23 protein-coding genes, 1 tRNA gene and 1 pseudogene are annotated in these 26,625 nt (G+C 67.7%); 13 read left to right on the top strand and 12 right to left on the bottom strand.

The annotated features are described in order from the left end of the window. Nucleotide 1: 1 nt before the first annotated feature. Complete coding sequence (locus AC5ZH6_RS22645) at nucleotides 2-1,072, bottom strand: DUF2189 domain-containing protein (protein ID WP_006372011.1); 1,071 nt, start codon at nucleotides 1,070-1,072, stop codon at nucleotides 2-4. 120 nt (nucleotides 1,073-1,192) lie between these two features. After that, nucleotides 1,193-2,089, bottom strand: a complete 897-nt coding sequence (locus AC5ZH6_RS22640; protein ID WP_265077017.1) for an HhH-GPD family protein — start codon at nucleotides 2,087-2,089, stop codon at nucleotides 1,193-1,195. On the opposite strand from AC5ZH6_RS22640, the gene AC5ZH6_RS22635 reads away from it, so the two are divergent. Both AC5ZH6_RS22635 and AC5ZH6_RS22630 read left to right on the top strand, forming a co-directional pair. Then, entirely contained in the window at nucleotides 2,088-2,762 is a 675-nt protein-coding gene (locus AC5ZH6_RS22635; RefSeq protein WP_006372013.1) for a carbonic anhydrase, read from the top strand. The genes AC5ZH6_RS22640 and AC5ZH6_RS22635 overlap by 2 nt on opposite strands. A gap of 115 nt (nucleotides 2,763-2,877) precedes the next feature. Further along, nucleotides 2,878-3,642 (top strand): hypothetical protein, encoded by a 765-nt coding sequence (locus AC5ZH6_RS22630; protein ID WP_265077016.1) that lies wholly within the window; start codon nucleotides 2,878-2,880, stop codon nucleotides 3,640-3,642. Here the strand turns inward: AC5ZH6_RS22630 and AC5ZH6_RS22625 are convergent. Then, entirely contained in the window at nucleotides 3,639-4,670 is a 1,032-nt protein-coding gene (locus AC5ZH6_RS22625; RefSeq protein ID WP_265077015.1) for a LacI family DNA-binding transcriptional regulator, read from the bottom strand. The two genes, AC5ZH6_RS22630 and AC5ZH6_RS22625, sit on opposite strands and share 4 nt — an antisense overlap. A 140-nt stretch (nucleotides 4,671-4,810) precedes the next feature. Between AC5ZH6_RS22625 and AC5ZH6_RS22620 the strand changes: the two genes are divergently transcribed. Continuing rightward, nucleotides 4,811-5,995 carry an acyl-CoA dehydrogenase family protein gene (locus AC5ZH6_RS22620; RefSeq protein WP_370530153.1) on the top strand — a complete coding sequence of 395 codons (1,185 nt, stop codon included), beginning with the start codon at nucleotides 4,811-4,813 and terminating at the stop codon, nucleotides 5,993-5,995. After that, on the top strand, nucleotides 5,992-7,107 hold the full coding sequence (locus AC5ZH6_RS22615) for a CaiB/BaiF CoA transferase family protein (RefSeq protein ID WP_265077014.1): 1,116 nt from the start codon (nucleotides 5,992-5,994) through the stop codon (nucleotides 7,105-7,107). The genes AC5ZH6_RS22620 and AC5ZH6_RS22615 overlap by 4 nt, the downstream gene beginning before the upstream one ends. A 16-nt stretch (nucleotides 7,108-7,123) precedes the next feature. On the opposite strand, the gene disA is transcribed toward AC5ZH6_RS22615, so the two are convergent. Beyond that, entirely contained in the window at nucleotides 7,124-8,239 is a 1,116-nt protein-coding gene (gene disA / locus AC5ZH6_RS22610; protein WP_265078072.1) for a DNA integrity scanning diadenylate cyclase DisA, read from the bottom strand. Nucleotides 8,240-8,313: 74 nt separating this feature from the next. Between disA and AC5ZH6_RS22605 the strand changes: the two are divergent. After that, nucleotides 8,314-8,885 (top strand): annotated as a pseudogene (locus tag AC5ZH6_RS22605) (PaaI family thioesterase). A 13-nt stretch (nucleotides 8,886-8,898) separates the two neighbouring features. Here AC5ZH6_RS22605 and AC5ZH6_RS22600 read toward each other — a convergent pair. From AC5ZH6_RS22600 to AC5ZH6_RS22575, 6 genes are all read right to left on the bottom strand, one after another. Next, nucleotides 8,899-9,867, bottom strand: coding sequence for an alpha/beta hydrolase (locus tag AC5ZH6_RS22600; RefSeq protein WP_006372020.1), 969 nt, complete (start codon nucleotides 9,865-9,867; stop codon nucleotides 8,899-8,901). Nucleotides 9,868-10,065: 198 nt separating this feature from the next. Continuing rightward, nucleotides 10,066-11,451, bottom strand: coding sequence for a DNA repair protein RadA (gene radA, locus AC5ZH6_RS22595; RefSeq protein ID WP_014361484.1), 1,386 nt, complete (start codon nucleotides 11,449-11,451; stop codon nucleotides 10,066-10,068). A gap of 85 nt (nucleotides 11,452-11,536) precedes the next feature. After that, nucleotides 11,537-13,339 (bottom strand): selenocysteine-specific translation elongation factor, encoded by a 1,803-nt coding sequence (selB, locus tag AC5ZH6_RS22590; protein WP_265077013.1) that lies wholly within the window; start codon nucleotides 13,337-13,339, stop codon nucleotides 11,537-11,539. A 9-nt stretch (nucleotides 13,340-13,348) separates the two neighbouring features. Beyond that, a complete protein-coding gene (gene selA / locus AC5ZH6_RS22585; protein WP_265077012.1) occupies nucleotides 13,349-14,686 on the bottom strand; it encodes an L-seryl-tRNA(Sec) selenium transferase in 1,338 nt (445 codons plus the stop codon). Nucleotides 14,687-14,741: 55 nt separating this feature from the next. Next, nucleotides 14,742-14,834 (bottom strand) — tRNA-Sec (locus AC5ZH6_RS22580). A 102-nt stretch (nucleotides 14,835-14,936) separates the two neighbouring features. Beyond that, complete coding sequence (locus tag AC5ZH6_RS22575) at nucleotides 14,937-16,502, bottom strand: HNH endonuclease signature motif containing protein (protein WP_265077011.1); 1,566 nt, start codon at nucleotides 16,500-16,502, stop codon at nucleotides 14,937-14,939. A gap of 592 nt (nucleotides 16,503-17,094) precedes the next feature. Between AC5ZH6_RS22575 and AC5ZH6_RS22570 the strand changes: the two genes are divergently transcribed. The 7 genes from AC5ZH6_RS22570 to AC5ZH6_RS22540 all read left to right on the top strand — a co-directional run bounded on the left by AC5ZH6_RS22570 (nucleotide 17,095) and on the right by AC5ZH6_RS22540 (nucleotide 24,057). Further along, the gene (locus AC5ZH6_RS22570; protein ID WP_211543685.1) at nucleotides 17,095-17,493 is read left to right on the top strand and encodes a RidA family protein; all 399 of its coding nucleotides are present in this window, start codon (nucleotides 17,095-17,097) and stop codon (nucleotides 17,491-17,493) included. Nucleotides 17,494-17,506: 13 nt separating this feature from the next. Further along, nucleotides 17,507-18,709, top strand: a complete 1,203-nt coding sequence (locus tag AC5ZH6_RS22565; RefSeq protein WP_211543687.1) for a winged helix DNA-binding domain-containing protein — start codon at nucleotides 17,507-17,509, stop codon at nucleotides 18,707-18,709. 76 nt (nucleotides 18,710-18,785) lie between these two features. Continuing rightward, nucleotides 18,786-19,496 carry a DUF899 domain-containing protein gene (locus tag AC5ZH6_RS22560; protein ID WP_211543689.1) on the top strand — a complete coding sequence of 237 codons (711 nt, stop codon included), beginning with the start codon at nucleotides 18,786-18,788 and terminating at the stop codon, nucleotides 19,494-19,496. Further along, a complete protein-coding gene (locus AC5ZH6_RS22555) occupies nucleotides 19,493-20,005 on the top strand; it encodes an SRPBCC family protein (protein ID WP_094601066.1) in 513 nt (170 codons plus the stop codon). Before AC5ZH6_RS22560 ends, AC5ZH6_RS22555 begins: the two co-directional genes overlap by 4 nt. A gap of 101 nt (nucleotides 20,006-20,106) precedes the next feature. Then, complete coding sequence (locus tag AC5ZH6_RS22550; protein WP_006369679.1) at nucleotides 20,107-20,811, top strand: response regulator transcription factor; 705 nt, start codon at nucleotides 20,107-20,109, stop codon at nucleotides 20,809-20,811. Nucleotides 20,812-20,875: 64 nt separating this feature from the next. Next, nucleotides 20,876-22,378, top strand: coding sequence for a HAMP domain-containing sensor histidine kinase (locus tag AC5ZH6_RS22545; protein WP_035727738.1), 1,503 nt, complete (start codon nucleotides 20,876-20,878; stop codon nucleotides 22,376-22,378). A 68-nt stretch (nucleotides 22,379-22,446) separates the two neighbouring features. Next, a complete protein-coding gene (locus AC5ZH6_RS22540; RefSeq protein WP_265077010.1) occupies nucleotides 22,447-24,057 on the top strand; it encodes an alkaline phosphatase D family protein in 1,611 nt (536 codons plus the stop codon). Between the two features lie 33 nt (nucleotides 24,058-24,090). On the opposite strand, the gene AC5ZH6_RS22535 is transcribed toward AC5ZH6_RS22540, so the two are convergent. Next, nucleotides 24,091-24,930 (bottom strand): hypothetical protein, encoded by an 840-nt coding sequence (locus tag AC5ZH6_RS22535; protein ID WP_265077009.1) that lies wholly within the window; start codon nucleotides 24,928-24,930, stop codon nucleotides 24,091-24,093. 17 nt (nucleotides 24,931-24,947) lie between these two features. Beyond that, a complete protein-coding gene (locus tag AC5ZH6_RS22530; protein WP_006369683.1) occupies nucleotides 24,948-26,117 on the bottom strand; it encodes a DNA adenine methylase in 1,170 nt (389 codons plus the stop codon). A gap of 51 nt (nucleotides 26,118-26,168) precedes the next feature. Between AC5ZH6_RS22530 and AC5ZH6_RS22525 the strand changes: the two genes are divergently transcribed. After that, nucleotides 26,169-26,594 carry an HIT family protein gene (locus AC5ZH6_RS22525; protein ID WP_006369684.1) on the top strand — a complete coding sequence of 142 codons (426 nt, stop codon included), beginning with the start codon at nucleotides 26,169-26,171 and terminating at the stop codon, nucleotides 26,592-26,594. Nucleotides 26,595-26,625 lie beyond the last annotated feature (31 nt).

Genomic DNA, 26,625 nt, shown 5'->3' with positions numbered 1-26,625 from the left:
CCTACACCGGCGCCGGCGCGACATAACCGCCGGTCAGCCGGCGGTAGCAGTGCGCGTAGAACAGCTGCCCGAGCGGCCACGTCACGATCAGGCCGATGTAGCAGAGGATGGTGCCGATGTAGGAGAGCACGTAGGCAACCACGAGCGTCAACAACGAGTTCGACACCGACGAGCGCGACAGGTTGGTCGATGCGCTCATCGCGGCACCGAGGCCGAGCTTCTTGTCGATGACGAAGAAGATCGAGAACTGCAGCAGGAAGATCGCGATCAGACCGGGAATGATGCAGAGCACCAGGCCGACCGCGGTGATCAGGCCGACGACGATGGCGGTACCGACAACGGGGCCGAAGCGATCCGGCTTCAGGAAGGTCGCCACGGAAACCGGCTGACCGTCGGCCACGCGGAGCGCGCCGGTGATCATCGACGCCGACAGATACATGATGGCGACGAAAACGACCACATACAGCACGATTCCGAGGAGCAGGCCACCGGCTCCGAGGCTGCTGGTCTGCACGTTGTAGCTGTAGGTACCGCCGTACCCGTTGTCGATGGTCTCGGTGGTCGTCGACGTGGACAGCGCGATGATCGCGAAGTACACGCCCACCATGACACCGCCGATGAGGAACATGATTAGTCCCGGCACGATCATCGGTCCGGGGTTGGCCTTGAACTGGGCCCACGCCCAGCTCAGCGCCTCACCGACGTTGACCTGCTGCGGAGCACCCGTCGGTGCCCCGGGGGCTCCGGGTACCCCGGCACCGGGTGCACCGTACGGCGGGGGCGTGGCCCCGGGTGGCACAGCACCGTATCCGCCTGCCGGAGCACCGGATTCGGGTGCACCATAACCCGGCTGCTGTCCGTACGGTGGGGGTTGCTGACCGTATCCGGGAGGCTGCTGTCCGTACGACGGGGGCTGCTGGCCGTAGCCCGGCGGCTGCTGCGGGGGTGGTGTCTGCCCGTACTGGGTGGAGCCGTAGGGATCGGGGGTTCCCGGGCCCTGCGGATTCGGCGGACCGTATCCGGGCTGTTGCGGCTTGCTGAAGTCAGGACCCTCGTTGGGCGGCTCTGTCATGGGGGACAAGTTAGCAGGTGAAAGCCGCAATCAGGTGAAGTTGCGCCCACGGTGTCATCCGGTCTGTAGAGATCTGTCCTCCGATGGGCGGAGATGGTTGCCGGCGCCGGAATCGGCCTCTCACGAGCCCTCACCCGCCAGGCAGTACCGACCGTCGGCGGTGAGTTCGACGAGGCCGTCGGTGAGCAGTGAGTCCAGCGCGCGATCGCGCTGCGGGGTGTCGGTGGTCCACACCGCGTCGAGACGCGTCCGATCTACCGGAAAATCGTTGTCGCGCAACACATCCAGGAGCAGTCCACGCACCTGGCGGTCGGTACCGGCGAACTTCTGCACCCGACGACGCGGTCCCACATGGGCGGGCCGGCCCAGCGTCACCCAGGCACAACCGGTGATGGGGCAGTCGTCGCAGCGCGGGTTGCGCGCGGTGCACACCAACGCGCCCAACTCCATCAGCGCCGCCGAGTAACGGGGCGCGGTGCGGGCGAACGATCCACGCGGGGTCCGCGGGAGCAGTGCCTCCGCATCGGCGAGATCCGAGCGGGACGGATTACCCGGTTCGGCCCGGCCGTGCACCGCCCGCGCGATGACTCGTCGGACATTGGTGTCGACGACGGGCACCGCCTGTCCGTAGGCGAAGCAGGCGACCGCGCGTGCGGTGTAGTCGCCGATGCCCGGCAGGCTCAGCATGGTGGCTACGTCCTCGGGGACGCGGTCATCGTGGTCGGTGGCCAGCACCTTGGCGCATTCGTGCAAGCGCAACGCACGCCGGGGATAGCCGAGCTTGCCCCAGGCGCGCAGCACGTCGGCCGGACTTGACGCCGCCATCGCCGACGGCTTGGGCCAGCGCTGTACCCATTCGGTCCACGGGCCGATCACCCGGGACACCGGGGTCTGCTGCAACATGATCTCGCTGATGAGGATCTGCCAGGCCGGAAGCCCGGGCGCACGCCAGGGCAGATCGCGTTCATGGCGATCGAACCATGCGAGAACGGTGGTAGGTGGCAGACTGGTTCCCATGATCGGACTCACCCCGAAACGTGCATGGCAGGTACTCCTGGAGGGCAACCGGCGTTTCGTCGCCGGAGAATCGCAACATCCCAGCCAGGGTATCGAGGACCGCCACCGACTCGCCGCCGGGCAGAACCCGCACGTCGTGCTGTTCGGATGCGCGGATTCACGCCTGGCCGCCGAGATCATCTTCGATCAGGGCCTCGGCGACATGTTCGTCGTTCGCACCGCCGGTCACGTCCTCGACTCCGCGGTCCTCGGTTCGCTCGAGTACGCAGCGGAGGTCCTCGAGGTGCCGCTGATCGTGATCCTCGGTCACGACAGCTGCGGTGCGGTCAAGGCGACCCTCGACGCGCTCGACGACCTGCAGATCCCCGGCGGGTACATCCGCGACGTCGTCGAACGGGTGACGCCCAGCATCCTGGCCGGCCGCAGCGAGGGCCTGACGCGTGTCGATGAGTTCGAGGCCAGGCACGTCGTGGAGACCGGTCAGCTGCTGATGCAGCGCAGCCGGATCATCGCCGACCGGGTCGCCGCGGGAAAGCTGGCCATCGTCGGGCTGACCTACGCCCTCAGCGAGGGCGCTGTTCAGCTGCGCGGGGTGTACGGCGATATCGGCGTGAGCGGTCAGGCCGTCCTGCCGGTGCAGCACACCGAACTCCCCGACGCCGAATCGGCCTAGGCTCCGTGGCCGCGGTGCGCGCGTGATGCCCGTTACCTCACCGGCCCCGCAAGTTTCATGCGACACGCCGACCGACCTCGCCGAGGGCGGTCGGCGGGGCCGTTAGCGTTGGGGCGTGATCGAACCGCAAGGGCCACTCCCACCCGAGATCTATTGGCGACGCCGCATTGTCGCCGGTGGAGTGCTGGTGGCTGTCCTCGCCCTGGTGGTTGGGTTGGTCGTGTGGGCGCAATCGGGTGGCGGTGACGACACGTCGAATACCGCATCCAAGGCGACCCCCTCGTCGACGACACCGTCGACCGCGACGACCAATGCCTCGGTCGATCCGTCGCAGGCGCCGTCCGGTGGCGGGACCGGCGGCGGTGGTGGCGGTGCGCCCGCCGACAGCAGTGCCAACCCGAGCGCGTCGCCGTCGGGCTCGGCGGCCGCACCGGCGCCGGGAGGCAATCCGGCGGCTGCCGACGCAAACATGCCGCTGTGCCCGGACAACTCGATCGCCGTCGTGCTCTACACCGACAAGCCGACCTACACCACCGGTAGCCAGCCGGTGTTCACCATCGTCGTGACCAATGCGGGACTGTCCGCATGTGCACGCGATGTCGGCAAGGCCGCCCAGAACGTGATCGTGCGCACCCTCGACGGCACCCGCACGCTGTGGACCGCCAGCGACTGCTCGCAGATCAACACCGTCAACAACCAGGTGTTGCAGCCGCAGCAGCAGGTCAAGGACACCATCACGTGGTCCGGCACCACCAGCAACCCGGGCTGCGACAAGCCGCGGAACCCGGTGCCCGCCGGCTCCTATCAGGCCATCGGAAAGCTCGGTGAAAAGGAGTCGGCGCCGATCACGTTCAACTTCGTGGCGCCGGCCCAGCCCTAACCGGTCCCGCGCGCTATCAATTCGACGGGTAGGAGCACCGATTCGACGTCGCGCCCCTCGATGAGATCGAGCAGGCCACGAGCCGCGGTCTCACCGATCCGGCGCGCCGGGGACGCGACCGTTGTCAGTGGCACAGGTAGCTGGGCCGCGATGGGGATGTCGTTGTAGCCGACGAGCGCGAGGTCGGCCGGGATCTGCAGGTCGAGGTCGCGGGCCACGCCGAGCACACCGATGGCGATGGTGTCGGAGACGGTGAAGATCGCGCGTGGCCGGTCGGGACCGTCGAGCAGTTGACGACCGGCCGCGATACCGCCGTCGACGTCGAATGCCGACGTCACGATCCTGTTGGGCGGCAACTCGATTCCCGCCTCACCGAGACCGTCGAGGAATCCGGCGAGCCGGTCGGTGGCGGTGGTGGCGTGTGCGGGTCCGCCGATGACGGCGAGGTCGGTGTACCCGCGATCGATCAGATGCCGTGCTGCGAGCCGGCCTCCCCCGCGGTCATCACCACCGACGAAGGGCAGGCCGGCGTCGGCATGCCGGGTGACCGTCAGCATCGGTACGTTCACGGTCAGTGACTCGATGAATTCGGCTGCCGGAGCATGTAATCCTCCGAGGAGTAGACCGTCGACCCGGCGACCGACGAGCAACTCGATGGCGTCGCGCTGGGCGTCGGCGTCATCAGGTGGGCTCGCCAACAGCACCGAATAGCCTGCGCGCGTGGCGGCTTCGTCGATGCCCTGATAGGTGGTGGCGACGACGCCATCGGTCAGGCGGGTCATCACGACCCCGAGAGTCGTGGTCTTGCGGGTGCGTAGGCTGGCCGCCCAGACGTTGCGCCGGTAGCCGAGTTCCTCGGCGGCGCGCCGCACCCGCTGGGCCGAGGGCGACCAACCGTCGACCGGCTCGGGCTGCCGCAATACCCGCGACGCCGTCGACACGTGGACCCCGGCATGTTCGGCGATCTCCTTGAGCGTCGGCGCCCGCACGCCTCGCGTCGGCCGGCCGTCTGACGACTGTCCTGGCATCGGCGATGGTGGTCCTTCCTCGGGTCGGCGCGCTTGTTGACGGATGCGGCGATGCGCCATAGCCTACGTGATGCAAACGATCGTGCAAACGTTCTCACAAACGATTGCACACGGTTCTCGCACCCGCCAGGAGGATGCCCATGCCCGCTCAGGACCTCACGCAACTGTTCGCCCTCGACTCGCTGCTCGACGCCGACGAGATCGCCATCCGCGACACCGTCCGCAAGTTCGGTCAGGAGCGGCTGCGGCCGCATATCGGCGACTGGTTCGAGAAGGGTGCGCTACCGGCGCGCGAGCTGGCGAAGGAACTCGGTGCGCTCGGCGCCCTCGGCATGCACCTGGAGGGATACGGCTGCCCGGGGACGAGTGCGACCGCCTACGGTCTGGCCTGCCTCGAACTCGAGGCCGTCGACTCGGGCATCCGCAGTCTGGTGTCGGTACAGGGATCGCTGGCGATGTTCTCGATCCACCACTGGGGCAGCGAGGAGCAGAAGCAGGAATGGTTGCCGCGCATGGCGGCCGGTGAGGCCATCGGATGCTTCGGGCTGACCGAGCCGGACTTCGGGTCGAATCCCGCGGGGATGCGCACCAACGCCAAACGCGACGGCGACGACTGGGTACTCAACGGCACCAAGATGTGGATCACCAACGGGTCGATCGCCGATGTCGCGGTGGTGTGGGCGCAGACCGATCTCGAGGAATCCCCGCGCGGCATACGGGGATTCGTCGTCCCGACCGACACCCCGGGGTTCTCGGCGCCGGAGATCACCAAGAAGATGTCGCTGCGGGCCTCGGTCACCTCCGAGTTGGTGCTCGACGACGTGCGGCTGCCGGCGTCGGCGATGCTGCCGGAGGCCGCCGGACTCCGCGGGCCGCTCACGAGCCTGGGCGAGGCGCGCTTCGGCATCATCTTCGGTGCGATCGGTGCCGCCCGCGACTGTCTGGAAACGGCTGTCGAATACGCGCAGTCACGCGCCGTGTTCGACAAACCGCTTGCGGCATACCAGATCACGCAGACCAAGATCGCCGACATGGCGCTCGAGGTCGGCAAGGGGCATCTGCTCGCCTATCACCTCGGCCGGCTCAAGGACCGTGGTGAACTGCGCCCGGAACAGGTCAGCACCGGCAAGCTCAACAATGTGCGTGAGGCGATCGCGATCGCTCGTGAGTGCCGAACCATTCTGGGCGCCAACGGGATCACCCTGGAATATCCGGTGATCCGGCACGCCAACAACCTCGAATCGGTACTCACCTACGAGGGCACCTCGGAGGTGCATCAACTGACCATCGGCAAAGCACTGACCGGGGAGGGCGCGTTCCGGTGACGGGCGCCCTGGACGGGCTGGTCATCGCCGACTTCGGTCGGGTCCTGGCCGGTCCGTACGCCACGATGCTGCTCGCCGACCTCGGCGCCGAGGTCATCAAGGTCGAGCGACCCGGCACCGGCGACGACACCCGCACTTGGGGTCCGCCGTGGGTCGGTGAGGACTCGTCGTACTTCTTGTCGGTCAATCGCAACAAGGAGTCGGTGGCCCTCGACCTCGCCGATCCCGCCGGGCTGGCCGCCGCCCGCGAGCTGACCGATCGGGCCGACGTCGTCGTCGAGAACTTCCTGCCCGGCACCCTGGATCGCTTGGGGCTCGGATACGATGCTGTCGCACAACGTAATCCGGATATCGTGTACTGCTCGGTCACCGGCTTCGGCGGCAACAATCAGTTGCCGGGCTACGACCTGTTGATCCAGGCGGTCGGAGGCCTGATGAGCGTCACCGGACCCGACGTCGACACCCCGACCAAGGTCGGCGTCGCGATGGTCGACGTCATCACCGGCCTGCACGCCGCGGTGGGTATCCTTGCCGCGCTGCGTCATCGGGACGCGACGGGGCAGGGGCAGCGTATCGAGGTGAACCTGCTCTCGTCGTTGTTGTCGGCCCTGGTCAACCAGTCGTCGGCGTATGTGGCCGCGGGTGTGGTGCCGCACGCCATGGGAAATCGGCACCCGAGCATCACGCCGTACGAGGTGTTCTCGACGGCCGATCGGCCACTGGTGCTCGCCGTCGGCAACGACCGGCAGTTCGCCGCGCTCGCCGATGTGCTGGGGCAGCCCGATCTGGCTGCCGACGAACGCTTTTCGACCAACAAGGCCCGGGTGGCACATCGCGATGACCTGGTCGGGCTGCTCAACGAGGCACTGTCACATGACACTGCCGACGCCTGGTTCACCGTGCTCACCAAGCGTGGGGTGCCATGCGGACCGCTCAACGACGTCGCCGATGCGATCGCACTCGCCGAGCGACTCGGGCTCGCGCCGGTCGTCGAGATCGATGATCCCCGGCGTGACGGTCCGATCACGCAGATCGCCAACCCCATTCGGATGAGCGCGACGCCACCCACCTACCGAACGGCGCCGCCGCGGTTGGGCGAGGACGACCGGTAGGCGAAGACCGGCGTGGCTAGTCGTAGCGCTCGATGCTCGACTCGGCCAGCCGCGACAGGCCCTCGCGGATGTGGCGGGCCCAGATACTGCCGATGCCCTCGACGGCCTGCAGGTCGGCGGCCGAGGAGGCCAGCAACGCCTGCAGGGTGCCGAAGCTGCGAACCAGCCGATCGACGTGGGCGAACTGCAGCCGTGAGATCCGGGCCAGCATGCGGTAGCCGCGTGGGCTCATCGCGGTGTCCTGGGCTTCGATGGTGGTCGGGTAGCCGAAGGCACCGGCCAGCAGTGTGAGATCGAGGAGGTCGGCGTCGGAGAGCGCCTCGACCGTCTCCAGGGTGTGGTGCACCTCCTCGGTGGTCGCCGGCTCGGGGCTGGCGTAGTAGTCGCGAACCAGCAACTCGCGGACGGTGTCGTTCTCGGAGATCAGCTCCTCGAGTTGCAGACTCACCTGTCGTCCGTTGGTGCCCAGCTCCAGGACGTACTCCTCGATCTCGACACCCACACGGCGGACCATCTCCATCCGCTGCGCCGTCGACATCGCATCGCGCAGCAGGACGTAGTCCTCGATCTCGGCGCGGCCGAGCGCCGAGATCACCTCGTCGAGGCGAGCCTTGTAGCGCTCGAGGGTCGACAGCGCCACGTTGGCGCGCGAGAGAATCGGGTCCGGGCTCTCGACGACGCGTCGCACCCCTTCGGCGTAGACGCTGACGATCGACATCGACGCGCTCACCGAGATCACCGGATACTCGGTCTGGATGGCGGTGCGTTCGGCGGCGCGGTGGCGCGTTCCGGACTCCTCGGTGGGAATCGACGGATCGGGCACCAGTTGTACATTCGCGCGGACGATGCGTTTGCCGTCGGTGGAGAGCACCACCGCACCGTCCATCTTGGCGAGTTCCCGCAGACGCGTCGGGGCGAATTCGACGTCGAGCTGGAAGCCGCCGTCACAGATCTTCTCGACGTCGGAGTCGTGGCCGAGCACGATCAACGCTCCGGTACCGCCGCGCAGGATGCGTTCGAGACCGTCGCGCAGACCGGTGCCGGGCGCCACGCGGGCCAGCGTTTCCTTGATCAGTTCCGAGCGCCCGGCGTCGGTGCGCCCGTACTGGTCGGTTCTGGCTCCCTCGACCATCGTTGTCCCTTCCTGCGTCATCGCGTCCGATCACCTGACACGTGCGGGAATCGGCATGACTAGGGTAACGGGACGTGAGCACCCCTTCTCGTCCCGATCGGCCCGGTGGATTCGTCGTGCCCGCCGACATCGAGGCCATGACGCGTCATCCGAAGGCCGCCGGACCGGGTGAGCCCATCCGTATGCACAACCCGATGTGCCTGGGATGTGGCGAGGATGCGCCCCGCGGGCTGCATCTGGTGGTCCGGGCGGGCGAAGGTTTCACGTGGAGACCGAGATGGACGTCGAACCGTGGATGGAAGGTGGTCCCGGCGTGATCCACGGCGGTGTGCTCTCGACCGCGTTCGACGAGGTGATGGGCACCGCGCCGCTACTCGTCGGGCCGTCGGCGGTGACCGTGCACCTCGAGGTGGACTTCCTCGCGCCCGTCCCGGTCGGCTCGCGCCTGCAGCTCAGTGCCCGGTTGCTCGGCCGTCAGCGACGCAAGATCTACGTCGAGGCGGTCGGTCACATCGGCGATCCGGACCAGCCGGTCGCCGTTGGCCATTCGATCTTCGTGTCGATCAACGCGCGCGAGCACTTCGCCGACCACGTCGAGCGCAGTCAGATGTCCGACGAGTACAAGCAGCGGCTCTCGAGGCCGTGACGGGGCGCCCCGCTCAGCCGTTCTTGAACCAGCCCGCGTTGTAGATGTTCCAGATCGCCTGCTGCCAGTAACCCCAGGCGTGGGTGCCGGTCAGTGGGAAGTCGGTGCGCAGCTTGACGCCGAAGGCCGGGGCGGCGAGGGCGAAGGTGCGGCTCTGTTCACCGGCAACCGATTCGATCGCCGTCGAGTTGAGGCCGGTGATGAAGAAGTCGGTGTTGTTGGCGCCCGGGGGCTGGTGGTCGCCCCACACGCCCGTACCCGCATACATCCACAGGTGCAGGCCGTTCATCGACGGCAGGTTCTCGGTCGGCGAATGCTGGAACGCCTGCAGATTCGGGAACCAGCCCCACATGTCGTTGAGGTCGTAGTGCCCGGCATCCCACGCCGCGCCGCGCATCATCGTCTGCATGCCGGTGGCGACGATGTTCATGAACCCCGACATCGAGACCACCCGCGAGTACAGGTCGCGGCGCTCGTTGCCGATCATCACGGCCTGGCTCGCCGACATCGACAGCCCGACGAGGGTGCGGTTGTGGAAGCCGTGGGCGTCGAGGAATTGCGGCAGGCTGTTCTTGAGCACCGTCTCCCAGCGGTACGGGTGTACCTGGCCGGCCGTGGGGCTCGGGGCATTCCAGTCGGCGTAGAACGAGGACTGGCCACCGATCGGCATGACCACGTTGTAGCCACGCTGCGACAGGTAGGCGACGTTGGTTTCGCGTTCCCACCCGTTGTAGTCGTTGGTGGCGCGCAGGCCGTCGAGGAAGATGATGGTCGGCGCCTTCGACGGGGCGGTGGTCTGGGACGGCCACGCTCGCACCCACACCGGGTGATCCATGCCGTAGTTGTTGATCGTCGCGTTGATGAAACCGCGGACCTGCGAGGCGGGCGGTCCCCATGCCGACGCGGTGGACGTGCCCGCGAGCAGGGCGCAGACGGTGAGCAGGGCGGTCAGCAGAACCGACGCGATTCGCCTCGAGGACATTCACAACTCACTTCGACGAAGAGGGATGGAGCGACACGAAATCACAGGCGTGACGATTCGACACGCTACCTGCACTGTTATGATCTTGTTACTCGTCCATATCCGGCAAAACACCCAAACCGCCGCACCCAACCCGGTGATCAGGCGTTTTCGGTGTCAATTCTCAGACAATTCTCAATGTGCATTTCGGTGCATTTGTCAAAAAGGTGCGTCGACAACCCGCAGCGTCGCCGTGAATGCCGCCGCCGACGCCTCGGCGAGTGTGGCGACGCGGGTGACCTTGATGCCGCCGGGGATCTTCTCGGTGGTGCCCGTGGGGATCAGCACGTGCTTGAATCCCAGTCGCTTGGCCTCCCCGACGCGGCGCGCCACCGCCGAGACGCGTCGCACCTCACCGGCCAGCCCGACCTCGCCGATGACGGCGGTGGTCCGGGGGATCGGCCGCTTGGTCATCGACGAGAACACCGCCAGCGCGATGGCGAGGTCGGCGGCGGGTTCGGTCACGCGCATCCCGCCGACGGTCGCCGCGTACACCTCGCGCTCGTGGACGGGCACCTCGAGTGTGCTCTGCAGGACCGCGAGGATCATCGCCACGCGAGGCGAGTCGAGACCGGAGACCGCGCGGCGTGGGGTGGCCATGTTCGTCGTCGTGGTCAGTGCCTGGATCTCGCCCGCGAGCGCTCGCTTGCCGTCCATGGTGACCAGGGTCGCCGACCCGTTGACGTCGGAATCGTGTTGGTGGACAAAGATTCCCGAGGGATCACTGACCTGATGGATGCCGTCGTCGCGTTGTTCGAAGCATCCGACCTCGTCTGAGGCGCCGAAGCGGTTCTTGATGCCGCGCACCATCCGTAACGACGAGTGGCGGTCGCCCTCGAACGACAGGACCACGTCGACGAGGTGCTCGAGCGACCGCGGGCCCGCGACGGCGCCGTCCTTGGTGACATGGCCGACCAGGATGATCGCCACACCGCGATTCTTGGCCAGCGACACCAGTGCGGTGGTGACCGCGCGGATCTGGGTGACACCGCCGGTCACGCCGTCGGTGCCGGTGGCCACCACGGTCTGCACCGAGTCGACGATGACCAGGGACGGGGCAACGTCGTCGACGTGGCCGAGGATGGTGGCGAGGTCGGATTCGGCGGCGAGGTAGATGTTCTCGTGCACCGCGTCGGTCCGTTCGGCGCGCATGCGCACCTGTCCGGCGGATTCCTCGCCGGTGATGTAGAGCGCGCGCCGGCCACTGGCCGCCCAGTGTTTGACGGTCTCGAGCAGCAGCGTGGATTTGCCGACACCCGGCTCACCTGCCAGCAGGATCACCGAGCCGGGCACCACTCCGCGCCCGAGGACGCGGTCGAATTCGTCGATTCCGGTGGGGATCGCCGTTGACGTGGCGGCATCGACGGCGGTGATGGGTACGGCCGGGCTGGTCGGGGTGACCGTCGTGGTGGCCCCGCCGGGTGCACTGATGGTGGTGACCTCGTCGAAGGTGCCCCAGGCGTTGCATTCGGCGCAGCGTCCGACCCATTTGGGGACCTGATGACCGCACTCGCTGCAGCGGAAGCTCGACTTCGGTTTTGCCACGGATGTCAGCCTACGGGCGGGGTCCGACAGAACCGGGGTCCGACCGAATCGGCGCGCCTCGCGGTCGTTGCGGACCGGTCGCAGGTCACCGGATCACCTCGCGGTGGCCGGCGTCGAGACGACGGGTCCAGCCGCGCGCGTCGAGGTGTTCGAGCAGCGGTATCACCACGCGGCGCGTGGTGTGCAGCGCCTGACGGGCCTCGCTGGTGGTGAACGGCTGCGGCAGTCGTGCCAGGCTGCGCATGGCCAGGGCGGGTGCGGTCGGCGCGAGCACCACACCCGATCCGAGGCGGAGAAGGCGGCCCATACGTTCCGCGGCGGCGAGTTCGCGGTCGCCGAGGCCGAGCGCGGCGAGGTCGTCGGCCTCAGGTGCGGCGAACGGATCGTCGGCGAGACGTCGTTCGACGGCTGTGATCGCCGGCTCGGCGGGACCGAGATCGGTGGTCCGGTCGGGCATCGCGAGGTAGCCGTTTGTCGTCACGACGCCTGCCGCGGAGATCACGGTGTCGAGGAGCGCCGCGTCGTCCGGCAGGCCGAGCAGATCCGGCGCCGCGGCGCGGGAGATCCCCGCCGCCAGCGGATCCTCGCGGTGCAGTGTCTGCACCGCAGTCCGCAGTCGGCGTGCGCGGAGAGCGAGGTCGTCGGCATCGACCCAGCGGTCACCGACGACGAGCACGCCATCCGGCGGTGTTCCCGGTTCCGCGACCGCATCGAGCAGGCCGAGACGGCGCAGGTGGGTGATGGTGACCGAGCCGCGTCGGGCGACCTCGGAACGCAGATCGTCGGTCGGCCGGCGGGCCGCCAGGCTCGCGGCACGCCGGGCGGCGTCACCGCGACGACTCAGCGGCGGCGGCTCGGCGTCGACGACCTGTCCGCCGCCGACGATGCGGGTTCCCGGGTCGCGCAACACGATCCGGTCGCCGACGATCAACGGGAGTGGCCGGTCGAGGGTGAGTCGCGCGTGGTCGGCGCCGAGCGGACGCAGCCGTGCAGGCAGTGCAGCGCTGCCGATGTGGGCGGTGAGATGTATTGGTGCATCGGTGAACTCGTCACCGCTGACGCGTCGGACATCGACGACGTCGGTGCGCCGCCAGGTGTCGGGGGAGAGTAGCACGTCGCCCCGGGCGATCTCGTCGGAGTCGATGCCCCGAAGATTCAGTGCGACCCGGCTGACCGGTCCGATGGAGGTCAGGGTTCGTTCTTCGCTCTGGATGGTGCGAACGGTGACGCGTCGGATGCGTTGCACTGTCAGGAGATCGAGGGTGTCGCCGACCGTCACGGTCCCCGTGGACAGCGTCCCGGTGACCACGGTGCCTGCGCCGGAGACGGTGAACGACCGGTCGATCCACAACCGGATCGGGGCGTCGACGGGTGCTGCCGGTGATCCGGCGAGAATCTCGTCGAGTGCGGCGCACATCTCGGTCAACCCCGTTCCCCGCGTGGCCGAGACGGTCACCGCGGGCGCGTCGGCGAGCCCGGTGTCGGCGAGTCCGACGCGGGTCTCGGTCAGCGTTTGCGTGATCCGTTCGGGTGCAGCGAGATCCGACCTGGTGAGCACGACCAGACCTCGGGTGATGCCGAGTGCGGCGATCGCATCGCGGTGGTCGTCGGACTGCGCCTGCCAGCCGGCGTCGGCGGCCACGACGAACAGTACGACTGGCGCGGGGCCGAGGCCGGCGAGCATGTTACCCAGGAAACGCTCGTGGCCGGGGACGTCGACGAATGCGACGTTGCGACCGGAAGGCAGTGTGGTCCAGGCAAATCCGAGGTCGATGGTCAGGCCTCGGCGGCGTTCCTCGGCCCATCGATCGGGTTCGATCCCGGTGAGCGCCCGGACCAGTGTGCTCTTGCCGTGGTCGACGTGACCGGCGGTGGCGACGACGAACACCTCTGTGGCCTAAAGGTTTCCGTTGATATCGGCCGTGTGGTCGGTGACGGCATGTGCGGCGGACCGGACGGCGGCGAGGACGGCGTCGTCGTCGGACTCGGGGATACACCGCAGGTCGATCAGGCAGGCGCCGTCGTGCACACGGGGCAGGACCGCCGGGTCGCCGGTCCGCAGGTGGAATGCGAGGTGTTCGGGAAGTCGGATCGCCCATCCGGGTAGCGCGACACCGGGTGCGCCGCCCCCGCCGACCCGTCCGTCATGGGCGACGACGGGTGCGTCGAGTTGTGCCGCAAGGCGTTCGGCGCGGCGGCGGAGGTCGTCGGGGTCGGCGTGCAGGGCGGCGGTGACGGGAGGGGTCGGTCCGTCGAGGGTGGCCTCGAGGGCGGCGAGGGTGAGCTTGTCGGTGCGCACCGCCCGCGCCAGCGGATGTCTGGAGAGTCGGGCGATCAGATCGGCGTCACCGAGCATGATGCCGGCCTGCGGGCCGCCGAGAAGCTTGTCGCCGCTGGCGATCACGAGATCGGCCCCGGCCTGCAGTGCCGAGGTCGCATCGGGTTCATCGGGCAGGAGGGGATCGGGGTGCAGGAGTCCGGAGCCGAGGTCGGCGACCAGCGGCACGCCGCGCTCGACGCAGATCTCGTGCAGCTGCGGCAGGCTCACCTCGCTGGTGAATCCCTCGACTCGGAAGTTGCTCGGATGCACCTTGAGCACGCAGCCGGTGTCGGGGCCGATGGCGTCGAGGTAGTCGTGCGCGTGGGTGCGATTGGTGGTGCCGATCTCGCGTAGGCGCGCGCCGGTGGACGCCATCAGGTCGGTGAGCCGGAATCCCGCGCCGATCTCGATCATCTCGCCGCGGCTCATCACCACCTCACGTCCGATCGCGAGCGCGGTGGTCGTCAGCACCAGTGCGGCGGCCCCGTTGTTGACGACGAGGGCGTCGCCGGCTGCCGGGCAGGCGCGGAGCAGGGCCTCGCGGGTGGCGGTGCCGCGTCGTGATCTGGCGCCGGTGGCCAGATCGAGTTCGACGTCGACGTACCCGGCGGATGCCGCCACCGCTTCCCGGGCCGCGGCCGATAGCGGCGCGCGCCCGAGGTTGGTGTGCACGATGACGCCGGTGGCGTTGAGGACCGGCCGTGCGCTCGACGGGCGACGTCGGCGTAGGGACTCGATGAGTGAACCGGCAACATCTGTGGGTGCGATCTCGCCGCGGCGTGCAGCGTCCTGTGCTTCACGAATGGCCTCGCGAACAACTTTGTCGCCCAGACGAGTTCGGTCCTGGGCGATGTCCGGATCGGCGAGTAGGTGGTCGGTACGAGGGATGTGTCGACGAGGATCGGGTGCACCCATTGGACACCTCCTCGAGTCCGGTCGTTCGGTCGGCACGGTCGTTCGATCGGCACGGCGGAGGCGGACGGGAATCGAACCCGCCAGACCGAGATACTCGATCTCACCGGATTTGAAGACCGGGGGGCCCACCAGGAACCCATACGCCTCCGTGCCGTCCGGCAGCCGCCGATCCGGATGCCGGTGTAACCAACCTAGAGCACCGTGGGCGCGCTGGGCGGGAAGGGCGGGCAGCGCCACGGCGAACCGGGAGTCACCGCGGGTGGGTGACGATGATCTGCCCGGTCCTTCGGCTCCGCCACTCCACCCGTCGGTCGGTGTAGAGCGTCGGTACCCATTCGGCGAGGTGTTTGCGTTGGTGATCGGCCCGACACAGCGGGATCAGGTCACCGAGCACCGTCCAGCCACCGGCCTCGGGGTCGGTGTGGTTGAAGGGTCGCCAGTGGTCGAGGTCGCACAGGTGTGACGGCCTGCCGCAGTACGGGAATCGGCACCAGGCGTCGTTGGCCAGCACCGCAGCGCGCAATGTGGCGCTGGGTGCATAGGTCAATGCCCCAGGTGGTGGCACGGTGTGACCGCCGTGTCCGGTCGGATCCGCCGGTGGGGCTTGGGGTCGGTCGGAGATCTGCGGGATGAGTGGTCCCGCGGCCCGGGCGGATTCGGGGTAGTGGATGGTCTTGGCCACGTCGGCGAGGGTGGTGGCGTAGTCGGGGTCGATGGGCCCGTATCCCTGCAACCGGGGGACGAGAATCCCGTCGGGGTCCTTCAACACCGTCAGTACGGGTGCACCCGGCACCACCAGCGCCCGCCCGAACGCGACCGGCACCTCATCACAGGTCGGCTCATCCATGGGGTCAGCGACGTCGGGTTCGACGACCGGCTCCACCGGATCGAGTTCGGGAGCGTCGGCATCGGCGGGTTCGGGCAACAGGTCGTCCCACGCTGCCGCGTCCTCGGCGTCGGCGGGTGTTTCCGCCGAGTCACTGTTGACGGCGCCGCCACCCTTCGTGCATGTGGCCAGGCCGCATTCGCAGTTGAGGTGGGCTCCCGGGACGCCGGTGATCTCCCCAAGGGCGATCACCCGCAGTGATCCCACGCGGCGGGGGTCTTTGCGGCAGGTGCGTTCGTCGATGAGGGCGTTGATCTGGGTGGTGAGGAACACCCCGTAATGCGCGGGGACGACCGCATCCAAGGTGGAGTGTCCGGCAGTTTCTGCGGTGATGGTGACGTTTTCCACCAGGTCGGTGATGGTGTCGCGGTCCTCGATCACATTGTCGGGACTCATCGAGATCAGCGCCGTCTCGAGCTCCTGCGCCAGCACCCGGTCGGTGGTGGCGCGCGATGCATAGTTCAGGACGATCTTCTCGAACGACATCTCCGCGTCGTCACCCTCGATGCCGTCGAGATCGATGTCTCCGGCACGTTGGGCGGCCCGCGCCATGATGGACACCCGGTTGGTCGAGTGCTCCCCGTTCAGGTAGGCGGCACGGATCAGCGGGAACTTCTCCAACAGATCCGCCAACGCCACCCAACTCCCGGCCTTACTGCGAGAGACCTTGAACTGCAACGACACCTCGGCCCGGCCGAGTCTCTCAGCATGCTCGATGACTGAACCCCACACGCTGGTCTCCGATCGACCGGCGAGATGCTCACGAAACACCCGCTCCGCCAACGCGGCAGCAGCCAGCACCGTCCGGGCCTCATGCTGACGCGATTGGCGCAACAAATCAGGGCCGGTCTCGATGAGCTCATCGCGCGACATTGCTGCGATCGCGGCGGCGTCGGCATCCGGATCGGTGAACGTCAACGTGGTCGACATCGGAACAACCTCCCCTCCCGCGATCGGACTTGATGAGAACAAGTGTACGAAGGGGTACCGACAAAACCGGTCCGGCTAACGTCAGCTCGACAGAATTTGTGGACAACTATTCTCCGGCGCGTCGAGCGGTTAGTGGATGTGGTTGCGATACTTGTCATCTCACCATGGTCTCGAGGCTCGCCGCACGCGGCTCGCACCTCGACCACCGGGGGAAGGGGCAAGCGTCGGGAGGTGGAAGCGCTCCACCATCGGGGGGATGGAGCGAGCGTCGGTCAGGAAACGGCCGTCATCCGTTCCGATGGTCGAGGTGCCGAGGAGCGCCAGCGACGAGCCTCGAGACCCCTCTCGCCGATGAGTATCCGCACCACTCGGTTAGCCGGAACCTGCTCCGCTGCAGGCGGTCTCGAGGCTCGCCGCACGCGGCTCGCACCTCGACCATCGGGGGAGGAGGACCAAGCGTCGGGTGATGGAAGTGCTCGACCACCGGGGGAAGGGGCGAGCGTCGGGTGATGGAAGTGCTCGACCATCGGGCGGGCGGCATGGGTACGGCGAACATGCGAGACGCCGGATTCCGCGACGGTAGGATCGGCGCATGTCGAGAGTGCACCTCAATGGTTCTACGACCCTGCACGACGGTGGGTTTCCCTATAGTTCGACGGTGTCGCCGGGGCCGTTGCTCTTCACGGCCGGGATCAGCCCGCTGGATGAGAACGGTGCGGTGATCGCGCCCGATGATGTCGTTGCGCAGGTGCGAGCGTGCCTCGGGAACCTGGCGGCGGTGCTGGGCGAGCAGGGGGCGACTTTCGTTGACGTGGCCAAGCTGACAGTCTATGTGGCAGAACACCTTCAGGCGGATCTGTATGTCGCATGGGAAGCGGTGAGCGCCGAGTTCGATGTGGTGCCGCCGACGATGATGATGGGTGTATCGGTCCTGCCGTACGACGGGCAGGTGGTCGAGGTCGACGCGGTGGCCGCGCCGCCCCAGTCGTGAGCAGGCAGCGGCCATGAGCGTTGCGCGACCCCGCATCACCGATACCCAACGCCGAAACCGGTTGCTGCGCAGACACTGCCTTGCAGAAGGGCACCACGCGGCATCGGTGGTCGACGCTGCCGCGGCCGTCGTCGGACTGCACGCGACGACGCCGTCGACGGTGTATCTCTCGGCGTGGGCACGGATCGACGGTTTTCGCACCGACACCATGGACGCGGCTCTCTACGGTGACCGCACGATGATCAAGCAACTGGCCATGCGTCGAACGCTTTTCGTGTTCCCCGACGGCATCCTTCCCGACGCGGTCGGGGCGATCGGTGCGCGGGTCGCGGCCTCCGAGCGAACCAATATGCTGCGTGATCTTCGCCGCGCCGAGGACGTCGCCGATCCCGAAGGGTGGATCGATGACGCTCGTGCCGCGGTGCTCTCCGCGTTCGCCGACGGCACCACGATGACGTCGGCGGAACTACGTGCTCGCGTGCCGGAGTTCGATCGGCAGGTCGTCGTGAGCCCGGGCAAATCATACGGCGGTCCGAGTCCGTTGCTCCCGCGAGTTCTCAACATGTGCAGTGCTGCAGGAGAAGTCGTACGCGGTCCCAACAACGGGGGCTGGCACGTGTCGAGGCCGTCGTGGTCGGCGATGGACCGCTGGCTCGGCAGACCGCTCGACGTCCCCGATCCCGCCACCGCACACATTGCACTCATCCGGCGATGGCTCGCGCGATTCGGTCCGGGTACCGAGACCGATCTCGTCTGGTGGCTGGGATCGACCAAACGCGATGTGCGACAAGCGCTGGCGTCGCTCGACGTCGTCGAGGTCGATCTCGACGACGGTTCCGTCGGATATGTCCTCGCCGACGATCTGCCCGGCGGCCCCGACGACGATCCGCTGCCGCCCGAAGCCCTCCTGTTGCCCGAACTCGACCCGACGACCATGGGTCACAAGGTGCGCGACTTCTACCTCGGCCCACACGTCGATGCCATCTTCGATCGCAACGGCAACGGCGGCCAGACGGTGTGGTGGGACGGGCGGATCGTCGGCGGCTGGCATCGAGAGGCCGGCACACGGGTAGAGGTCCACCTCTTCGAGAAGTTGCCCGCGGCTGCACGTCGAGCCGTCGCCGCCCGCGCCGATGCCCTGTCGGAGTGGCTCGGTGAGGTGCCCTTCCGGCCCGGCTACCCACCGCCCTACCTGCGCGAACTGCGGGCGCGATGAATTACGGTGCCGTCGCCGGTCAGTCTCTGGAGGTCCGCGCACCCACACCGCGCACACCCACACCCAGGAGGTTCCGATGACCGCACCGACCCACCCGGAAGCCGACCGAGGTCTACCGCCCGTTGCCGATGAGGCGACGTGGCGGGCCGCACTCGCCGACCTGCGCCGTCGCGAGAAAGCTGCTACCCGTGAGCTCGACGCCATCGCCGCGCAACGTCGCCGACTGCCGATGGTCGAGGTCGCCGACCACACGCTCACCGGCGCCGACGGCCCGACATCACTGTCGGAGATCTTCGCCGGCAGGTCACAATTGATCACCTACCACCACATGTGGAACGACGGCGCCGAGTTCCAATGCCCCGGATGCACCGGATTCACCTCGCAATTCACCCGACTGGAGTTCCTCCAGAACTATGACGCGCGGTTCGTGATCGTCACCAACGGTCCGATCGACGAGGCGTTGGCCTACAAGCGGCGAGTCGGCAACCAGATGGAGTGGTTCTCCGCCGCGGGCACCGACTTCGGTGCCGAGATGGACGCCGCACCCGGAGGCGGGTTCGCGGTCAACGTGTTCATGCGTGACGGGGACCGTGTCTACCGCACCTGGCACACCAACGGCCGGGGCACCGAGCAGCTGAGCCACACCTTCGCATTGATCGATCTGCTCCCTTGGGGACGACAGGAGGTGTGGCAGGACTCCCCGGACGGCTGGCCGCAACGCCCCACCTACTCCGGATGGGCGGGTAGCGAGCAGATCGCCGACAGCTATGGAGAGGACCCGCGATGAGCGCCAATCGCACCCAGCCCGACACCCCCGATCAGCCCGACACCGAGTCGATGACCGTCACGCGTCACGTCGACGCCCCTCCGCAGGCGGTCTTCGCCCTGCTCTGCGACCCGGTCCGACACCAGGAGACCGAACCGACGGACTGGGTGCGCGACGCCATCGACACCGCGCCGATCACCCGGGCCGGACAGATCTTCGCGGTCAACATGTTTCTCGAACAGGCCGGCGGGCACTACGTGATCCACAACCTGGTCACCGCATACGAACCCGACCGGGTCATCGCGTGGCTGCCCGGGCAGCTCAACGACTCCGGCGACCACGAGTCCGGCGGCTGGTGGTGGCGTTACGAGCTCACACCCGACGAGGACGGCACCCTGGTGCGGCTCACCTATGACTGGACGAACACGCCGTCGGCCTTCCGCGAGCAGGTCGGCGGCATGCCGCCCTTCGGCCGCGGCTTTCTCGAGCAGTCTCTGGCCAGTCTCGACGCCGCGCTCTCCCGGACCTGAGCGGTCGTCCGCAGTCTGCCCATCGCCGCTGGTCAGGCCTCACAGAAAGCTCCCAGCCGGATGTCAGCCGCATGGCAGACTGAGGGCGGAAGGTGATACACGTGAGCGAAACGGGTCAGGGAGCGAAGGTCCTCGTCGTCGACGACGAGGCGAACATTCGTGAATTGCTATCAGTGTCATTGAAGTTCCAGGGCTACGAGGTGGAGACCGCCGCGGGCGGCCCCGAGGCCATCGACCGATGCCGCAACTTCAAACCCGACGTCCTCATCCTTGACGTGATGATGCCGGGGATGGACGGTTTCGGTCTGCTGCGGCGCCTCCGCGCCGACGGGATCTCGGCGCCCGCGCTGTTCCTGTCGGCCAAGGATTCGGTCGAGGACAAGGTCAACGGACTCACCGTCGGCGGCGACGATTACGTCACCAAACCGTTCAGCCTCGAAGAGGTGGTGGCGCGGTTGCAGGTCCTGTTGCGGCGCAGCGGTTTCGACGAGCGAGCCAAAGAGGTCTCGCGGGTCACCTTCGCCGACCTCGAACTCGACGACGAGACCCACGAGGTGTGGAAGGCCGGCAAGCTGATCTCGTTGTCGCCGACCGAGTTCACCCTCCTGCGCTACTTCATGGTCAACGCGGGCACCGTGCTGTCCAAGCCACGCATCCTCGACCACGTCTGGAACTACGACTTCGGGGGCGAGGTCAACGTCGTCGAGTCCTATGTCTCCTACCTGCGCCGCAAACTCGATTACGGTGTCACGCCGCTGATCCACACCTTGCGTGGCGTCGGATACGTCATGCGGGAGCCGCGGTGAGCCCGAACGCACATGACGCGAACCCACATGACGCGGATCGGACCGATTGCGGCACGGTATCCCCATGAGCGTTCGCACCCGATCGGCAGCGCCGCCGGCCGACCCACCGGCAGGTGCCCCGGCAGCCCCACCCGCGACGAAGGCGGCAAAGATCCGCACACGTGGTGTTCCGCTGCGTATTTCGCTGGTCGCGCTCACCATGGTGCTGGTGGCGTTCGGGTTGCTGGTGTCAGGAATCGCGGTGACCTCGGCGATGCGCTCGGACCTGCTCTCGCGCACCGATCAGGGTCTGGTGTCGGCGGTGGGGACCTGGGCCAAACCCCGCAACCCGGACATGGATCAGACGCAGGGCCCGCCCATCGGACCGCGCCGGCCACCGTCGTCGTTCTTCGTGATGACCACCCTCAACTCCGGGCAGGTCATCTCCAACGCCAACGATTTCACCCACACCCCCGACCTCAGCGGACTGCCCGATGGCAACGTCTCGCCGACGACGGTCGGGTCGCAGGACGGTGACGGCCCGCAGTGGCGTGTCATCAAACACATTGGCCCCGACGGGGTTTCCGTGGTGGCCGTGCCGCTCTCCGATGTGAACAAGACCCTGTCACGACTGATGTGGCTGCAGTTCGGCATCGGCGCGGCCGTGGTCGTGGTCCTCGGCGTGCTCAGCTATCTGGTGGTCCGGTCGAGCCTGCGGCCACTGCGCCGGGTCGAGGAGACCGCCCACGCGATCGCCGCGGGCAACCTCAACATGCGGGTGGCCCCGGGCCCGCCCAACACCGAGGTCGGTAGCCTCTCCGCCTCGCTCAACACGATGCTCGGCCAGATCCAGCACGCCTTCGCCACGACGGCCGCCTCCGAACAGCAGGCCCGGCACTCCGAGGAGAAGATGCGGCGCTTTGTCGCCGACGCCAGCCACGAACTCCGCACCCCGCTGACCTCGATCAAGGGGTTTGCCGAGCTGTATCGGCAGGGCGCGGTCGCCGACCCGGGCGATGCGATGCGCCGGATCGACGACGAGGCCGGCCGCATGAAGCTCCTCGTCGAGGATCTGCTGATGCTCGCGCGGCTCGACGCCCACCGACCCCTCAATTCCGAGCCCGTCGACATGTTGATGCTGGCCGCCGACACCGTGCAGGCCTCGCGTGCCGCCGCCCCCGACCGGGAGATCCGGCTGCAGGTATCGCCGTCGGACGAACCGCCCGTCGTGCGCGGCGACTCGGCGCGGCTGGTGCAGGTCATCCGCAACCTCGTCAACAACGCCGTCGTCCACACCCCGCCGGAGGCGACGATCACCGTCGGCGTCGGCGTGCTCGACGGAGTCGGCGACGTGCTGGTCACCGTCACCGACACCGGCCAGGGCCTCACCCCCGACGAGCGCTCACACGTCTTCGAACGCTTCTATCGCGGCGACAGTTCGCGATCACGGGGCGAGGGTGGCGGCAGCGGACTGGGCTTGTCGATCGTGGCCGCGCTGGTCGACGCGCAAGGTGGCCGCGTCGGGGTCGACTCGACGCCGGGCGAGGGCGCCTGCTTCTGGGTGCGGCTGCCGCGACTCGCGGACTGACCGGCACCGTCACCCCCACGTCACCCGGAGTTCGCGGTCCCGTCGCCGGAATGGGCGATTCTCACACCATGCCCCCAGGATCTGTTGAACCGTCCACGTCCTCACGATCTGCCGGCACCTCCACCCGTCGTGAGTTGCTACGTGCGGCGGCGATCGGTGCGCTGGTACTGCCCACCGGATCGGTGATCGCCGGCCGCGCGAGCGCCGCACCCGCCTCACCGGGCCTGCTGCGTTCGCGCCCACGCCTGACCCACGGGGTGGCCGCGGGCGATCAGAGCGCGAGCGGCGCGGTGGTATGGGCACGCTCGGACTCGCCGGCCCGAATGATCGTGGAGACCTCGGCCACCGAAACCTTCCGCAACACACGGACTTTCACGGGCCCGCTGCTGACCCCGCTGACCGACGGCACCGGCCGGGTGCGGGTCGCCGGACTCCCACCGGGACAGACCGTCCACTACCGGGTTCACCTCGAAGGCCCCACCGGTGCGGTCGGCGAGCCCGTCACCGGCATGTTCCGTACCGCCCCGGTCACCGCCGGCGACGTGCACTTCCTCTGGTCGGGTGATGTCGTCGGGCAGGGCTGGGGAATCAACCCCGACATCGGTGGCCTCCCCGTCTTCGGGGTGATGGCCGACCGCGCACCGGACTTCTTCATCCACTCCGGCGACGCCATCTACGCCGACAACACCGTCGACCCCACCCAGAAGCAGAACAACGGGCAGCTCTACCGCAACCTCACCACACCCGCCAAAGCGCATGTGGCACAAACCGTCGACGACTTCCGCGGCAACTACGCCTACAACCTGACCGACGGAAGCTACCGGCGATTCGCCGCGAGCGTCGGCCAGCTCATCCAGTGGGATGACCACGAGGTACTCAACAACTGGTACCCGGGGGAAAACCTGACCGGCCAGAAACGAGACGGTTACACCCAGACCGACGTCAACACCCTGGCCCGTAACGCGCGACAGGCCTGGCGCGAATGGCAGCCGGTCTCCGAGGCCACCGGAAACCGGGTGTACCGCAAGGTCTCCCACGGTCCGCTGCTCGACGTCTTCCTGCTCGACATGCGCACCTACAAGGACCCGAATCCGGCCAACTGGTCGACCACCGACGACGGCGGCATCCTCGGTGCCGAACAGACGCGCTGGCTCATCGACTCGCTGCGATCGTCGAGGGCGACCTGGAAGGTGATCGCCAACGACCTGCCGATCAGCATCGTCGTTCCCGATGCGCTGTCCGATCCACGTCACGGCCCGAAGTCGATGGAGGCGGTGGCACAAGGGGATCCGGGCGCGCCCCGTGGCCGGGAGATCGCCTTCTCGAAGGTGTTGTCGCAGACCAAGAACGTCACCGGCAAGGTGTTCCTCACCGCCGACGTCCACTACACCGCGGCCATCTCCTACGCGCCCGACCGCGCCTCTTTCCGCGACTTCTCCCCGTTCTGGGAGTTCGTCAGCGGACCCCTGCACGCCGGCGCGTTCCCGGTCAGCCCGCTCGACGCCACGTTCGGCCCGCGCTATGAGTACGTCCACGCCCCGCAGAAGGCCAACACCTCACCGGCGGAAGGCTTTCAGCACTTCGGGGAGGTCCGCATCGCCAAGGACACCAAGGTCCTCACCGTCGCCCTCTGCGACTCCCACGGACAGGTGTTGTACACCAAGGAGTTGACGCCCTGACCAGACGTGCGCCGACGAGCCGATCGGGTGCGCTCAGATCAGCCGGCGCAACCGCGCGAACTCGGTGACGTCGGCGCGGAAACGGTCGAGGGTGACCAGGGTGTACATGCCGTCGATCTGTCGGTCCACCCACAGCCGGTGGATGCGCCGCAGATCGGCCTGGCGGGATTTCCATCCGATCCCGTCGATCACCGCGAGGACCAGCTGCCGCGGCAACCGCACCTCGGCCATCTCCTCGATCTCCCGGACCGCGTCGGTGAGTTTGGAGCCGGTCGAATCGAAACCCTTTGCCGCGACCACGATGTCGGGTGCGTTCGGATCACCGACGATCAGATCGGCCGGTGCGGTGCGTCCGTTGCGGCCGGAGAACCGGGAGCGGGTCACGTAGTCGAGGCCCAGATCGCGGGCGATGTCCTCGATGTGGTCCTCGATGCGGCGGCCCGACGCACCCGCGCGTGTTGCGGTCAGTCGGGTGCCGGCGCGGGCGACGAGGATGTCGGCGAAGGTGTAGGTGCGGTCCATCTGGGCGGTGAGCATGCGCACCAGGTCGAACTCCTCGTCGAGCCACGTGATCAACTCGACGGGCCGCTGCCGCGCCAGACCGTGCCACCCGGAGGTGTCGAACCGGTCGCGCAGAACGTTTTTCAGCTTCTCCTGCGACAGTCCGATGGCCAGACCCAGCACCGGGACATCACCGGGATTCTCCCGTACCCACGCCGCGAGACCGGCGACGTCGGTGGCCATCAGCTCACCGAGTCCGGCGGTGGCGGCCGCGATGTGCTCGGCCTCGGGTGTCGACGCCGTCGGGTCGACGTGAGAGGTCAAGCGTCCCAGCGTCTTCAGGTATTCGTCGAAGTCGGGCGCGTCGGCCATCGGCTCGGTGGTCCCGCTCAGTCCCGACCGATGAACAAGAACTCGCTGACGTCACGCCGCGCCGCCGCGGCATGGGTGCCGAAGCTGTACTTGTGGTCGATCGCGATGACCTCGACATGTGGCTTGACCTTGCCGAGCAGATCGACGATGCGATCGGGGCCGGGTAGCGCGTTCGACGAGTACGACAGCACGATCGCGCCGGCGTCGGTGAAATGGTCGAATGTCCGCACCAACGCGTCGTCGATGGAGTGTTTGTAGGCGAACGGGGTGTACCGCTTGGGTAGCTTCTTGGTCTTGGTGTTCTCCATGATGGTCATGCCCTGCCAGTAGGCCGACAGCCCTTCGAGGAAGTGGTAGCGCTTGATGTAGTCGTTGTCGTCGGACGGCGGGGCGTACGGCGGATCGAGGTACACCAGGTCCGGCGCACCCCCGAGTACTCCGGTGGCGTCGAGATCGAAAACGTCGCCGCACGAACTGTGATGCCGTGAGCCATTGCTGAACACGGTCGCGTTGTAGTCGGCCGCGGCGCGTAGCCGGAAGTGGTCGCGCAGCGACATCTGCAGATCACGGCGTCCGTCGGCATATCGGCTGGAATCGGTGAAGGTGAACACCCCGCGCGGTTGCTTGCGCGCCGCGGACAGCACCAGCGCCGAGATCGCCAGATCCCGCCGATAACCCCGCAGCCGGTCGATGTGCGACCACGCCGAATCCAGGAACGCGCGATCGGCCGCGTCGAAGTACAGCCCGTCGAAGGTCGAGGAGATGAAATCCCGGTCGTCGGCGGGCGGACCGCAGATCTCCTCGATGAGGTCGGCCTCGAGCCGCACCGACGAGTTGACCACGGTGGCGCGGGTGATGACGTGTGGGAAGTTGAGGAAATCGTTGGTGGCCACCGTGAATCCCTGCGCCTTGAGCAGGTAGGACACGACGCCCGACCCGGAGAACGCGTCGACGGCGGTGCTGCCGCCGATCTCGGCGAAGGTGCGCTCGAGATGCGGCAGCAGACGGTACTTGGAGCCCATGTACCGCAAGCGCGGAAAGCGCTGCGCGGCGGCGACGATGTCGGTGGAGGCGACACGTCGAGACGATGCGGTGGGGGACTCGGCGCGACTCACAGCAGCAAGGATGTCACGGGCCCCCGACAGTGTGTCGCCAACACGGCGGTTGGCCGACACGGCGGTGAACATCTTGGCTGCGCCCGGACCCCCGCGGCCGGGCCGCACCCTAGACTGAGGTGCATGTCGTCGGTTTTCACGAAGATCATCAACGGAGAGCTACCCGGTCGGTTCGTCTGGCAGGACGGACAAGCCGTGGCGTTCCTGACCATCGAGCCGGTCACCCCCGGACACCTGCTGGTGGTACCCCGCAAAGAGGTCGATCACTGGGAGCAGATGGACACCGCCTCCTTCACCCATCTCACCGACGTCGCGCAGAAGGTCGGCCGCGCGGTCAAGGAGGCGTTCGACGCCCCGCGGATGGGACTGCTGATCGCCGGCCTCGAGGTGCCGCACGTGCACATCCACGTCTTCCCGGCGCTGAGCATGGAGACCTTCGACCTGACCAACGCCCGCAAGGACATCACCCCCGCCGAACTCGACGCCGATGCCGAGAAGATCCGGGACGCGCTGCGCGCGACGGGCTACAGCGAGTACGTGAACGACTGACGTCCATCAGTCGACCCCCGCGTCGATCAGT

Source organism: Gordonia sp. YC-XJ4 (assembly GCF_059511865.1).
This window is presented reverse-complemented; position numbering and strand designations above follow the sequence as displayed.